This window comes from Luteibacter sp. GL_149 (genome assembly GCF_057834065.1).
In genome coordinates this window covers 1,662,084-1,675,743 of sequence record NZ_CM174395.1, presented here as the reverse complement: position 1 = coordinate 1,675,743, position 13,660 = coordinate 1,662,084, and the positions used below count along the sequence as shown (strand labels likewise).

The 13,660-nt window shown below is 64.2% G+C and carries 13 protein-coding genes; 6 read left to right on the top strand and 7 right to left on the bottom strand.

What is annotated here, in order from left to right; translation table 11 throughout:
- Positions 1 to 13: 13 nt before the first annotated feature.
- The 6 genes from tssC to AC3IR3_RS07550 all read right to left on the bottom strand — a co-directional run bounded on the left by tssC (position 14) and on the right by AC3IR3_RS07550 (position 7,750).
- Entirely contained in the window at positions 14 to 1,495 is a 1,482-nt protein-coding gene (tssC, locus tag AC3IR3_RS07575; RefSeq protein WP_489196316.1) for a type VI secretion system contractile sheath large subunit, read from the bottom strand.
- Positions 1,496 to 1,539: 44 nt separating this feature from the next.
- A complete protein-coding gene (gene tssB / locus AC3IR3_RS07570; protein ID WP_489196315.1) occupies positions 1,540 to 2,025 on the bottom strand; it encodes a type VI secretion system contractile sheath small subunit in 486 nt (161 codons plus the stop codon).
- 36 nt (positions 2,026 to 2,061) lie between these two features.
- Entirely contained in the window at positions 2,062 to 3,093 is a 1,032-nt protein-coding gene (locus AC3IR3_RS07565; protein ID WP_489196314.1) for a type VI secretion system protein TssA, read from the bottom strand.
- Positions 3,094 to 3,238: 145 nt separating this feature from the next.
- Positions 3,239 to 4,951, bottom strand: coding sequence for a single-stranded-DNA-specific exonuclease RecJ (gene recJ / locus AC3IR3_RS07560; protein ID WP_489196313.1), 1,713 nt, complete (start codon positions 4,949 to 4,951; stop codon positions 3,239 to 3,241).
- Complete coding sequence (locus AC3IR3_RS07555; protein WP_489196312.1) at positions 4,948 to 5,868, bottom strand: phosphoglycerate mutase; 921 nt, start codon at positions 5,866 to 5,868, stop codon at positions 4,948 to 4,950. Before AC3IR3_RS07555 ends, recJ begins: the two co-directional genes overlap by 4 nt.
- 4 nt (positions 5,869 to 5,872) lie before the next feature.
- Complete coding sequence (locus tag AC3IR3_RS07550; protein ID WP_489196311.1) at positions 5,873 to 7,750, bottom strand: ABC-F family ATP-binding cassette domain-containing protein; 1,878 nt, start codon at positions 7,748 to 7,750, stop codon at positions 5,873 to 5,875.
- 312 nt (positions 7,751 to 8,062) lie between these two features.
- Between AC3IR3_RS07550 and AC3IR3_RS07545 the strand changes: the two genes are divergently transcribed.
- The 6 genes from AC3IR3_RS07545 to AC3IR3_RS07520 all read left to right on the top strand — a co-directional run bounded on the left by AC3IR3_RS07545 (position 8,063) and on the right by AC3IR3_RS07520 (position 12,887).
- A complete protein-coding gene (locus tag AC3IR3_RS07545) occupies positions 8,063 to 8,407 on the top strand; it encodes a hypothetical protein (protein WP_489196310.1) in 345 nt (114 codons plus the stop codon).
- A gap of 488 nt (positions 8,408 to 8,895) precedes the next feature.
- Positions 8,896 to 9,939, top strand: coding sequence for an agmatine deiminase family protein (locus AC3IR3_RS07540; RefSeq protein ID WP_489196309.1), 1,044 nt, complete (start codon positions 8,896 to 8,898; stop codon positions 9,937 to 9,939).
- A gap of 27 nt (positions 9,940 to 9,966) precedes the next feature.
- On the top strand, positions 9,967 to 10,857 hold the full coding sequence (locus tag AC3IR3_RS07535; RefSeq protein WP_489196308.1) for a carbon-nitrogen hydrolase: 891 nt from the start codon (positions 9,967 to 9,969) through the stop codon (positions 10,855 to 10,857).
- 31 nt (positions 10,858 to 10,888) lie between these two features.
- On the top strand, positions 10,889 to 12,121 hold the full coding sequence (locus tag AC3IR3_RS07530) for a TraB/GumN family protein (RefSeq protein WP_489196307.1): 1,233 nt from the start codon (positions 10,889 to 10,891) through the stop codon (positions 12,119 to 12,121).
- 77 nt (positions 12,122 to 12,198) lie between these two features.
- The gene (locus AC3IR3_RS07525) at positions 12,199 to 12,519 is read left to right on the top strand and encodes a c-type cytochrome (protein ID WP_132141365.1); all 321 of its coding nucleotides are present in this window, start codon (positions 12,199 to 12,201) and stop codon (positions 12,517 to 12,519) included.
- A gap of 17 nt (positions 12,520 to 12,536) precedes the next feature.
- Positions 12,537 to 12,887, top strand: a complete 351-nt coding sequence (locus tag AC3IR3_RS07520) for a c-type cytochrome (protein ID WP_132141364.1) — start codon at positions 12,537 to 12,539, stop codon at positions 12,885 to 12,887.
- A gap of 139 nt (positions 12,888 to 13,026) precedes the next feature.
- Here AC3IR3_RS07520 and AC3IR3_RS07515 read toward each other — a convergent pair whose 3' ends face one another.
- Positions 13,027 to 13,635, bottom strand: a complete 609-nt coding sequence (locus AC3IR3_RS07515; protein ID WP_489196306.1) for an NfuA family Fe-S biogenesis protein — start codon at positions 13,633 to 13,635, stop codon at positions 13,027 to 13,029.
- Between the last annotated feature and the right edge of the window lie 25 nt (positions 13,636 to 13,660).

Below are 13,660 nucleotides of genomic sequence, written 5' to 3'. Positions count from 1 at the left end.
TAAAACGGCCGCCTCACGACCGTATGGACGGAAGCCTGGACACGAGTCGAAGTGAAACGGTCAGACCTTCCAGTTGGTAGTGCGGTCGCAGGAAGAATTTCGCTCGATAGACGCCGGGGTTGCTTTCGTCTTCTTCGACATGGACATCCGCGCCCGCAAGCGGCTTGCGTGCTTTGTCCCGATCGGTCGCCGTGGCGGGATTGTGCTCGACGTAGCGGCCGATCCAGTTGTTCAGCCACGTTTCCATATCGGCGCGTTCCCTGAACGTGCCGATCTTGTCCCGCACGATGCATTTCAGGTAATGCGCGAAACGGCACGTCGCGAAGAGGTAAGGCAAGCGGGCAGCCAGATTCGCATTCGCCATCGCAACCGGGTCGTCGTATACCTGAGGACAATGCAACGATTGCGCACCGATGAACGCCGCGGATGCCGAATGCTTCCGATGGACCAGTGGCATGAAACCGTTCTTCGCAAGTTCGATCTCGCGCCGGTCGCTGATGGCGATTTCCGTAGGACACGTCATATCGATGCCGCCGTCGCCGGTAGGGAACGTATGCACGGGCAAACCGTCGACGGAGCCCCCCGATTCGATACCTCGTATCTGCGAACACCAGCCGTAAAGGCTGAAAGACCGATTGATATTCACCGCCATCGCATAGGCCGCGTTCGCCCAGGCGTAGTTGCGTGCATCGCCTTCGGTCTCCTCCTCGAAGTCGAAGTCCTCCACCGGCTGGGTACGTGCGCCATAAGGGATTCGCGCGAGAAAACGCGGCATCGTCAGCCCGACATAACGCGCATCGTCCGAGTTCCGGAAATCGCGCCATGCGGCATGTTCCGGCGTCTGGAACAGCTTGGCGATATCGCGCGGATTCGCCAGCTCCTGCCATGAATCCATCAGCATCACGGAGGGATCGGCCGCGGCGATCAGCGGAACATGCGCCGCGGCAGCTATGCGAGCCATCGAACGCAACAGCTCGATGTCCTGCGGCCCGTGGCCGAACGCCATATCGACAATCAACGCACCATAGGGCTCGCCGCCAAACTGACCGTACTCATGTTCGTAGATCTTCTTGAACAGCGGACTCTGGTCCCAGGCAACCCCGCTGTACTTTCTGAGTTCCCGTGCCAGCTCGGTCTTGCCGATGTCCAGAAAACGGATTTTCTGCCGCTCGCTGGTCTCCGTATTGGAAACGAGATAGTGCAGACCCCGCCATGCCGACTCCAGTGCCTGAAAATTCGGATGATGCAGGATACGGTTGACCTGAGCGGATAGTCTCCGGTCGATCGCGGCGATGAGACCCTGGATGGTGTCGACCGCATCGCCGTGCAACACCGGCGCCGCCGCAAGCGTCTGCTCGGCCAGCGTTCTCACCGCGAGCTCTATGGCCGCGAGCGCTTCCGCCGAACGGGGACGCAGTTCGCGATGCAGCATCGACGTAAAGGTCGCCGCGTCCAGAACGGTCATATCGTGGGACGTGTCCATTGTGTCGGTCATACGGGGCGTCGTTCCTTCGGATACATGGGATTCGGGAGCGGACGTCACGGCAGCAGTGACTTCATGAGTTCGGGACGCCCGAGCAACGTGGCGACGAGCTCTTCCGCCCCGGCTTTGCCGTCCATGTAAGTGAGCAGGTTCGCCAGTTGCTCCCGCGCTTCCAGGAGCCGCCGAAGCGGTTCCACGTGCCGGGCGATGGCACCGGGCGAAAAATCGTCCATGCAGTGAATATCGAACGAAACCGTCAGCTCGCCCTCGCCCGCCATTTCATCGGGTACCTGCAGATTCACCGAAGGATGGATGGAGCGCAGTCGCTCATCGAAGTTGTCCATATCGATGTCGAGGAATTTGCGTTCGGCCAGCGGCGTTGCGTCCCCGCGCGGCGCGCCGGCAAGATCGCCGATCACGCCGGTCACGAAGGGAAGCTCCACGATGGCTTCCGCACCATTCAGTTCGACGTCGTACTCGATCTGAACACGAGGCGGCCGGTTGCGGGCGATGAATTTCTGACTGCTTTCCGTACGGGACATAGCTGGGCTTCCGTGGTTCGATCGACGACCCGATCGTCAGGGGTTTTCCGCAACGCCAAGCGCGTGGCGAAATTCGGCGGAGTTACCAGGAGCGAGTTCCGCGACGATGCCGAGAAAATCCCTACTGGCCAGACGACGCGCGCGCTCGATCAACAGGGGAACCGGGCTGGATGGCTCGCATCGCTCGTAATACCCGGTAATGGCATCCATGGCCTGCTGGACATCCGCACGCGACGCGCACATCACGCCACGGTGCATCGACTTGTTCGCGACAGCCGAATCGCGAGTGTCGCGGGCAGCGGGATCGTCTTTTGCCGGGCCCGATGCGTCGGCCACGGAGGTGGTGCTATGGGAGACGGCACGCAGAAAATGGTGCAGTGGTTCGAGCAAGGCGCTGCCACCTGCCCGATGCTCCAGAACGTAGGCAGCGGCGACGACATCGTCGATCAGGCTGTCGATCAGCATGGCGAATGCGTGGAATTGTCCGGCATCGATCGATGCGCCCCACAGTTTGAGCGTGGCATGCATCTCCGGGGACGTACGTGCGGATAGCGCGTCTCTTAAATGCAACGGTGTGGACAGGGGATGTGCCGGTAGCCGCTGACGCCCCAGCGAAGCCAGTACATCGGTTGTCGCCAGGGCGGCAAGCGCGTTGAGGCGAGCGATGGGGTCGTCGCCGTCTTCTTCGTACAGACGTGGATGCATACCCGACCAGCGCTCGCTGAGCAGAAAAGCGACGATCCGAAGACCCGCCGCGAAGCCGCCGAGACCGTGCCGTTCGAGCCATGCCCGCGTCAGCCAGACCGCGACGCGCAGATCGTTGGAGCGTTCCAGCAGTTCCAGGCAGGACGTTTCGATCAGGAACCAGTCCACGGTGGGCGCGGCGAACACACGATCGCCGTACTGCACTTCGACACCGCCCTCGATGCGAATGGACAGACGTACGAAGTCGGCATCCGATTCGAGGTCGCATCCATCGTCGCGCGCTCTCATTCGCTCGATGAGCGATCTGGCATCCGGCACGCCGGGGAGCGCGTCCGGCAACTCCGTATCGAAGCTGTCTTCCATTCGAGTATTCCACTGAAAGTCGTCGCATGAAACGACGTTCGGAAGAATCTAACGGGACGGACGCAGGCGGGCTCTCAGACCAGTCTGAAAAATTCGAGGGAATTAAATCGAAGCAACCGCGCCCTGCAGGAAGGTCATAGCCTCGTCAGGCCTGCGGTTCGATGTGTTGCAGCAACAGCCGCACCGACTCCCTGCCCTGCCAGTCGTTGATCGACAGTTCGTAGGCTGCACGCATCCGCATGGGCGGCGGCGTGCCGCGATAGGCGTTGAACATCACGGCGTCGTGCACGAATCCCGAACGCGGATCGCGCAACTGCAAGCGCAAATGGCGCTGCCCCATCACTTTCCACGACGCGCAGTCGAAGCTGTTCTCGAATACCGGTTGCGGAAAGCCCTGACCCCAGGGCCCCGCCTGCCTCAGCTGGCGGGCCAGGTCCAGCGTATGGTCGTCGACGCCCAGCTCGCCATCCGTATAGACGATGGCCTGAAGCCGCTCGTCGTCGAGTTGCGCGCGGGCGAGCGTATCGAACGCCTGCGCGAACGTGTCGAAATCCGCCATGCGCAGACTCAACCCAGCAGCCATTGCGTGGCCGCCGAAGCGCAGGATAAGCCCGGGATGACGCGCGTCGATCTCGGCCAGCGCATCGCGGATATGGAAGCCGGGGATCGATCGTGCGGACCCGCGCAGTTCGTCGGTGTCGTCACCCGCAGGGGCGAAAGCAAGCACCGGACGATGCAGTTTTTCCTTCAGCTTCGATGCCACCAGACCCACGATACCGGCATGCCAGCCCGGATCGAACAGGGCAACGCCTACCGCGTCGATGTGCGCGGCGCGGGCGACCATCGTCTCGGCCTCGTCCACCATGCCGGCCTGCAATTCGCGACGTTCCTGATTGATCGCGGACAGTTGCTCGCCGTAACGACGGGCTATCGCCGCGTCGTCCGTCAACAGGCAGGCGACGCCAATTGACATGTCTTCGAGCCTTCCCGCGGCATTCAACCGGGGACCGACGGCGAAAGCGAGATCCGTCGCGCCGATCGTGGACAACGAGCGTCCGCTGGACTCGATCAGCGCGACGATGCCGGCGCATGCGCGCCCTGCGCGCATGCGTTTGAGGCCCGCATCGACCAGCACACGATTGTTGAAATCCAACGTGACCAGATCGGCTACCGTACCCAGAGCTACCAAATCCAGCAGCGATTGCAGATCGGGTTCGCTTTCGCCGAACGTGCCCGCGTCGCGCAAGGCCGCACGCAACGCCAGCAGCAGATAGAACATGACGCCGACGCCCGCAAGCGCCTTGCTCGGAAAACCGTCGCCGGCGAGATTAGGGTTCACGATCGCATCGGCATCGGGCAACGTATCGCCCGGAAGATGATGATCCGTAATCACGACGGCAATACCGCGCGCCTTTGCCGCGGCAACGCCGGCGACGCTGGCAATCCCGTTATCGACGGTCACGATGACGTCGGGCGTGGGGTCCAGCGAAGCGACCAACGCTACGCTCAGGCCGTATCCGTGCACGAAACGATTGGGTACGACATGCGCCACATGGCGTGCGCCCAGCATACGCAGGCCGCGCACGGCGACGGCCGTGCCGGTCGCACCGTCGCAGTCGTAATCGCCGGCGATAACGATGTGGCGGTCGGTGCGGATCGCTTCGATGAGCAGCGATACCGCTTTGTCCATACCGCCCAGCAGCGACGGCGCGAGCAGACGCGCAAGGCGGTGCTCGGCACCGTCGGGAGTCACGACGCCGCGCGCGGCATATACGCGCTGGATCACCGGATGCACATAGAGCGGCCAGTCGCGGGGCTCGGCTGCCAGCGGACGCCGGCGCCACTGTTTCGCGGTCACGCCTTCGGCGCCCTGCGCCAGAAGCGCAGGCGATGCGCGGCGCGCAGGATGTAGCGCTCGCCGCTGGCGAACGACAGACGTACTTCGCTACCGCCAGCCTGAAGGCGCGCGGCGATCACCGGCCACCAGTCGCGTTCGAAGGACGATAGCTGGGTGTCCTGAAGATCGAGCAGCGTAAAAGCGGCATCGTCCGTTGCAGCCGACCGGGGATCGCGCCCGACAACATCGACGCCCGCACGAGCCGCAAGCGCCCAGACGAGAAGATCGTCGCTGACGACGCGACCGAGTCCGCTTTCCACCCAACCGGGCAATGTCCCGCCACCCCATAGCCACACACTGTTGACCGGCGCGACGCCTTGCGCGCGTCGCGCCGCGTTCCACGGCTCGTTGTGCAGAATCACCTGGGCTTCGTTGATCAGGGCGCGCCAGCGACGACCTTCGGTGCCTTGCGGCAACTGTTCGAAGAGATCCGCGCCGAGCGCTTCTTCCGGTTCGGGAAAATGCGGCAGGTCGACGTAGCTTGGCACTTTCAGCTGCCAGTGTTCCGCGTCGCCGACACGCAGCTCCATCCCTTCCGCACTGAACGTTTCGGCAAGGGCGGCAACCAGCGTCGCGGCGTCGTCCGGGCGCAATCCGAGATTGCCGCAGGCAAGCAGGCGCGCACCGTTGAGTTCGGGTTGCACCCACGCGGGGTCCGCGCATAGCCAGAGTGCGTCGCCCGCGTCGCCCGCCACCAGTTGCCGGATCAGGGCGGCGACGGGTAGCGGGCCATCCGGCCAGCTGAAATGCTCGCGCAATGCCGCGACGTAGCCGGGCTCGGCGTCGCGCAGGCGGGTGCCGCGAGCCAGCCATTCGCGCAAGTCCGTCGCCGACGCGTAACGATCGCGCGGCGGCAGCAGGACGTGCAACGCACTCACGGCGTCATGCCTCGATCTGCTCGAGGAGACCCATCCACTCGGTTTCCAGCGTTTCCTTTTCCCGACGCAAGTCGCCCTGCCGCTGTCCGAGTTTCATCAGTTCGCCGGTCGGTCCGTCATAGACGGCCGGGTCGGCGAGCTTGGCCTGAATGGTATTCAGTTCCTTGTCGAGCGTTTCGACGAGCGCTTCGATTTTCTTTATGCGCGCACGCAGCGGCTTCTCTTTCTCGCGCTGCCCCGCACTGGCCTTGCGCCGATCGCGATACGACGCACCGGGCGGCGTGGACGACGTGGCCGCCGTCGTGCGCGTGGTGGCGCGACTGCGCAGCCATTTCGCGTAGTCGTCCAGATCGCCGTCGAACGGCTCGACCGTACCGTCGGCCACGCGCCAGAATTCGTCGCAGACCATGCCCAGCAAGTGACGATCGTGCGAGACCAGCACGAGCGCACCGTCGAATTCGGCCAGCGCATCGGCCAGCGCTTCGCGCATGTCGAGATCGAGATGGTTGGTCGGTTCGTCGAGCAGCAACAGGTTCGGCTTGTCCCACGCGATGAGTGCCAGCGCCAGTCGGGCACGTTCGCCGCCGGAGAAATCGTCCACCGGCTCGAAGGCACGGTCGGCCGGGAAATTCCAGGTACCGAGGAAGTCGCGCAGCGCCTGGGCACCGACGCCAGGGGCCTTTTCCTGCAGGTGATCGAAAGGACTCGCGCCTTCGCGCAGGCTTTCGACGGTGTGCTGGGCAAAGTAGCCGATCCGCAGATCGCGATGGATGGCGCGCTCGCCCGACAGCGGGTCGAGGTCGCCGACCAGCGACTTCACCAGCGTCGACTTACCCGCGCCATTCGGACCGAGCAGACCGATGCGGTCGCCCGCTTCCAGTCCGAAACCGACATCCCGCAGCACGAGGTGATCGCCGTAACCGGCATCGACATGATCGAGGCGAAGCATCGAGGTCGGCAGCTTTTCGGGCTTGGCGAACGAGAAGCTGAAACCGCGTTCCGCACGCACGGCTTCGGTGCCGGCGAGTTTTTCGAGCCGCTTCACGCGCGACTGCGCCTGCTTTGCCTTGCTGGCTTTCGCCTTGAAGCGATCGATGAACGATTGCAGGTGGGCACGTTCGGCCTGTTCGCGCTCGTGCGCGACCTGCTGCTGGCGCAGATGTTCGGCGCGCTGGCGCTCGAATGCGGTGTAGTCGCCGGTGTACAGCTTCGCCGTGCCGTCGTGCAGGTGCAGCGTGTGCGAAATCACGCCATCCATGAATTCGCGGTCATGCGAAATAACCAGCAGCGTCCCCGGATAGCGGCGCAGCCATTCCTCCAGCCAGAGCACGGCATCGAGATCGAGATGGTTCGTCGGCTCGTCGAGCAGCAGCAGGTCGGACGGCGCCATCAGCGCGCGCGCCAGATTCAGGCGCACGCGCCAGCCGCCCGAGAACGAGGCGACCGGCCGTTCGTGGGTCTCGGCGGGGAAGCCCAGACCGTGCAGCAGACGGCCGGCGCGGGCGCGGGCGTCGTAACCGTTGAGCTCTTCTATGCGGATATGGGCCGCGGCCACGGCTTCGTGATCGCCGGCCGCTTCGGCTGCCGCTTCCGCGCGCAGCACCGTCGCCACTTCGACGTCGCCGCCCAGGACATACTCGATCGCCGGGTCCGGCAGCGCGGGCGTTTCCTGATCGACGGCGGCCAGGCGGATACGCGACGGCATGTCCAGATCGCCAAGCTCCGGCTCGAGTTCGCCCTTCAGCGCGGCGAAAAGGCTCGACTTGCCGCAACCGTTACGGCCGACGACGCCGAGGCTCCACCCGCTCTGCAGGGTGACGTCGACGTTGGAAAGCAGCGTGCGGCTGCCACGCCGCAAGGCGAATTGGCGGAAGGAGATCATCAGGGGTCGGAATGGGCGAGAACAACGCCCATGATACCCGGCGTGTTGCGGGGATGGGGGATGGGTAGTGGGGGCGTGTTTCCGACGATCGCCTGAGGGGACTAGTTCCGCCCGGCGGATGCAACGTCCGCGTGGCGTTTGTCGCTCCCTCTGGCGTTTGCCGGAAACACGCCCCCCACTACCCATCCCCCACCGCCAAAAACGCGACAGACCCCACAACACCGAGAGTTGCAACCCGGCGCCCATGGCTAACACACGCCGCATCTGATACAACGCTGCGGCAGCGCTGCGTGGGGAGCGCGGAGAGCGGACATGTTGAAGTTCAAGCCTTTTGTTTCGACGATCGCCGTCGCTGCGGCTCTGGCCAGCGCGGCCGCGTTCCAGACCGCGCATGCGGATAGCCTGCTGATGAAGCGTGTCCAGCAGGAACAGGGCATGGACCTTCCGAAGAAAGGTATGAGCATGGCCGACGTCGAACGCCGTTACGGCGCGCCGGTCAGCAAGCTCGACCCGCGCGGCGGCGGCAGCAAGCAGCAGCCGGTCATCAATCGCTGGGAATATCCCGGCTATATCGTGTATTTCGAGCGTAGCCACGTGGTTCACACGGTGCTGAATACGCCGGCAGGGAACAATACGAATCCCGGCAGCGCTCACTAAAAGCTCCGGCGACCATCTCCTCCACAAGACTCCTAACGGAGCGGATTCGGGATTGCCCCCTGACGGAGACGGCTCGGTGGGAGCGCGCTTGCGCGCGAAAAGCCTACGGAGCGGTGTAGCCGTGCCTTTCCTGGGGCGGGCCCGCGCAGCGGGCGGCGAAAGGTCACGTCTCGGTATAACAAAGCGCTCTTAAAAACGTTTCGATGCAGCGAGAGGCGACCCTCTGCCGCCGCTGCGCGGCTCGTCCTAGACAGTATTCGGCTACACCGCTCCGTAGGCTTTTCGCGCGCAAGCGCGCTCCCACCGAGCCGTCTCCGTCAGGGGAGCTTGAGAGCAATCCCGAATCCGCTCCGTTAGCGAGCCTGAAGTCTGAGCTGCCCCCCTCGTTTCGGCAAACCAACACCGCCCACCCCAAGGCTTTACAATGCCCGGCCCCGGGCATTGCCGCGTGCCGTGCCGTCCCCATATCACGACGAATGACATCGCCCATGAGCCAAGACACCTTTCGATTGCCCGCGGAATGGGAACGCCAGTCCGCCGTGCTGATCGCGTGGCCGCACGCGGATACCGACTGGGCCGAGCGCCTTGCCGAGGTCGAAACGACCTACGTGGCGCTGGCGGCGGCGGTGACGCGTTTCGAGGACCTGATTGTCGTCGTGGCGGATGAGACGCTCCGCGCGCATGCCGAAACCGCGGTGCGGGCGGCGGGCGCCGATCTGTCGCGCGTCCGCTTCGTGCGGCTTCCTTACGACGATACCTGGCTGCGCGATTCGGGCCCCATCACGCTGGTCGACAACGACGGCAAGGTGCGGCTCAACGATTTCCGTTTCACCGGCTGGGGCGGCAAGTTCGGCGCCGAGCAGGACGATGCGCTGATCGCCGGCCTCGTCGATGCCGGCGTCTTCGGTAACGCAGGCCATAAGCGCATCGACTGGGCGCTGGAAGGCGGCGGTATCGAGAGCGACGGCGAAGGCACCGTGCTGACCACCTGGCGCTGCCTGGTCCAGCGTCACCCGGACGAATCGCGCGAGTCGATGACCGGCACGCTCGTCGATGGCCTGCGTGCACGCCGCGTGCTGTGGCTGGATTACGGCTACCTCGAAGGCGACGACACCGACGCGCATATCGATACCCTGGCGCGCTTCGCACCCGGCAACGGCATTGTTTTCCAGGCATGCGACGACGCCTCCGATCCGCATCGCGACGAACTGACGCGCATGGCCGGAGAACTGGCCGCGCTACGCACCGTCGATGGCAAGCCATATACGCTGTACCCGCTGCCCTGGGCCCAGCCGATCGTCGACGAAGGTCGCCGTCTGGCCGCTTCCTACGCCAATTATCTGATCGTCAACGGCGCGGTACTGGTGCCTGCCTATGGCGATGCGGTCGACGACGAGGCCGCCCGCATCATCGGCACGGCGCATCCGGGCCGCGACATCGTACAGATACCCTGCCGCCCGCTGATCTGGCAGAACGGCAGCCTGCACTGCATCACCATGCAGTTGCCCGCCGCCCTTTCCCCGACCGCGTAAGTCGCGCGACGTTTGGAGACCAAGAGAATGACCCGCAAGACACTGAAGGTCGCACTGCTGCAGGAAACCGATCGCGGCAACCGGGACGCCAACCTGGACGCCATCGAAGCCGGCCTGCGCGACGCCGCGAAAGCCGGCGTGGAACTGGTGCTGCTTCAGGAGCTGCACAACGGCCCGTATTTCTGCCAGCGCGAAACCGTCGATACGTTCGATCTGGCCGAAACCATTCCCGGCCCCAGCACCGAACGTCTGGGTAAACTGGCCGAAGAACTGAAGCTCGTCGTCGTCGCATCGCTGTTCGAGAAGCGCGCCACGGGCCTGTATCACAACACCGCGGTGGTCTTCGATCGTTCGCGCGAGATTGCGGGCCGCTATCGCAAGATGCACATTCCCGACGATCCGGCGTTCTACGAGAAGTTCTATTTCACCCCCGGCGACCTGGGCTTCGACCCGATCCAGACCTCCGTCGGCAAGCTCGGCGTGCTGGTGTGCTGGGACCAGTGGTATCCGGAAGCCGCGCGGCTGATGGCGCTGGCCGGCGCCGATCTGCTGTTCTATCCCACCGCCATCGGTTGGGACCCGACCGACGACGACGCGGAAAAAGCACGTCAGCGCGAAGCATGGATTACCGTGCAGCGCGGTCACGCGGTCGCCAATGGCCTGCCACTGCTGGCGTGCAATCGCACGGGTTTCGAAGCCGATCCCTCCGGCGTGGGCAACGGCATCCAGTTCTGGGGCTCCAGCTTCGTGGCCGGACCGCAGGGCGAGTTCATCGCACAGGCGGAAACCGAGGGCCGCGCGCTACTCATTGCCGACGTGGACATGGAGCGCAGCGAGCACGTACGGCGCATCTGGCCGTTCCTGCGCGATCGCCGCATCGATGCATATGGCGACCTCGTCAAACGTTTCCGCGACTGACACCTACATATAAACAGGACGACCCGCGCGCATGAATGCCCACGAGACCGACGTAGCCCTGCCCCCTGCCCTGGAAGGCCAACCCATCGAACGCATGACGCGTGACGGCATCGAGTACGTGGTGCTCGGCACGGCCCACGTATCGCGCGCCAGCGTCGAAGCCGTCCGGGCATTGCTCGAACGCGAGCACTTCGACGCAGTCGCCGTGGAACTTTGCGCCAGCCGCGCCCACGGCATCCGCGATCCCGAAGCGTTCAAGCAAATGGATCTGTTCGAGGTCATTCGCCAGGGCAAGGCCGGCATGGTTGCCGCCAGTCTGGTGCTGTCGTCGTTCCAGAAGCGCCTCGCTGCCCAGTACGGCATCGAGCCGGGTGCCGAAATGAAAGCGGCGATGGATGGCGCGGACCAACGAGGCACACCCATCTGGCTCGTCGATCGCGAGGTAGGTACCACCCTCAAGCGCGCCTGGCGCAGCGTCGGTTTCTTCCAGCGTTTCGGCCTGCTGGCCGGCATGCTGGGCAGCGTATTCGAACGTGAGGACATCGCCGAAGCGGATATCGAAAAGCTGAAACAGAGCGATCTGCTCGAAAGCGCTTTCAGCGAATTCGCCACCGGGTCCGCACCGCTTTACCGCGCCCTGATCGCCGAGCGCGACGAATACATGGCCGCGCGACTGCGCGAGCATGCCGCACGGATGGATGTGGGCGAAGGCAAGCGCGTACTCGTGGTGATCGGCGCCGGCCACCTGAAGGGCATGACCGAGCAGTTGCGCACGCAGCAGGCCGATCCGGCATCCACCGCCGACGTCCTCGCGCAGACGCCGCCCGCGTCGCCCTGGCCGAAATGGATCGCATTCGTGCTGGTTCTCGCCATCTTCGTCGCCATCGGCTTCGCCTTCCATCGCGACGCGAGCCTGGGCGCCGACGCGCTGAAGAACTGGGTGCTGTTCACCGGCGGCCTCGCCGCGCTCGGCGCGCTCGCCGCGGGCGGACACCCCCTGAGCATCGTCGCCGCCTTTATCGCGGCACCGTTGAAGCCGTTCCGCCCGGGCATCCCCGCGGGCGGTATCAGCGCCATGGCCGAGGCGTGGGTGCGAAAACCGCGCGTGATGGACTTCGAAAACCTGCGCGACCAAATCACCCACTGGAGCGGCTGGTGGAAAAACCGCGTGGCGCGGACGCTGCTCAACTTCTTCCTGGTCAGCATCGGAACCATCGCCGGCGAGTACATTGCCGGCATCCATATCCTGCGGAGTCTCCTTTGAGTTGTCGCTGGTCGCCCGCGACCTCTATACTTCGCGGGTTTTTAACCCGGTCGCGACCGGAACCGCAGGGATCACCAATGAAGCGATTGCAACTGCTTGGCCTGGCCACCGTCGCCCTGTGCGTCGCGGCTGGCGCCCATGCCGAAGGCGACAAAGCCCACGGCCGTGAGCTGGTCTATACGTGCGCCGGCTGCCATGGCGTCGACGGCTACCAGAACGTCTACCCGTCGTACAACGTGCCGCACATCGCGGGTCAGAACGAGCAGTACATCATCAATGCCCTGCACGAATACAAGACCGGGGAGCGCAAGCACCCGACCATGGGTGCACAGGCCCAGAGCATGTCCGATAAGGAAATCGAAGACATCGCCGCCTATCTTTCCAGTCTCGCCAAGTAAGTCGCCGAGGATTACGCATGAAACGTGCGATCACGTTGTTCACGTTCGGCGCCTTCCTGGCGCTGTCCACTTCTCAGGTTTTCGCTGCCGGCGACGTCGAGCGCGGCAAAACGAAGGTCGCTACCTGCGTGGCGTGCCACGGTCAGGACGGTAACGCGATCGACCCGCAGTACCCGCGCCTTGCCGGTCAGTACGCCAGCTACCTGTCCCGTGCGCTGCACGAATACAGGGATGGCGGCCGCGACAACGCCATCATGAAGGGCTTCGCCGCCGCACTGTCCGACCAGGACATCGATGACGTGTCCGCCTACTTCTCGAGCCTGCCGACCAAACTGGACGGGCTGGAGCATCATATTCAGGGCAATTGAGTCATCGTGCCGTTGAATGAAAAAGCCCGCGCAAGCGGGCTTTTTCATATCCGACGCCGAGTGGTGCCGTAATGCTCCCCGCTGTTGCAGGAGCGCTCAAGAGCGCTCCTGCATGGATATCGCGTGCATGTGCCTGCACTTACCGGACTGCCGAGACGCCTTCGGCCTTCTCGTAGAACGGCGTCTTGCCGGTCTTGTGATCCGTGGCGTCCCGCACCTCGGTGATCTCCGGAATGCGTTCGCGCAGCGTCTTCTCGACACCCTGTTTCAGCGTGACGTCGACCATGCCGCAGCCGTGACAACCGCCGCCGAACTGCAGGAGCACGACGCCATTCGCATCGACTTCCAGCAGCGAGATACGGCCGCCATGCGACGCGACGCGCGGCGCGATCTCGGCTTCCAGCACATAACGCACGCGCTCGACGAGGCTGGCGCCCTCGCCGGGCTCCTCGCCCTTGATGCGCGGAGCGCGAATATTGAGCTGACCGCCCGTGGCATGGGTTTCGTAGTCGATGCCGGCCGGATCGAGCCAGCGCACGCTGTCACCGTCGACATAAAGATTGAAACCGTTGCATTCGACGGTCCATTCGTCGCCGGTCAGTTCGCCCGGCTCGCAGAACTCCAGTTCGCATTGCGCGGCAGGCGTGCCGGCCGACACGACGCGCAGGCGGATACCCAGTCCATCGCTGCCCTGCTGCGATAGCAGACGCAGGAAATGGGCTTGTGCCCGTTCGGAAATATCGATCATGGTTACTCCAGAACAACGCTCCGGC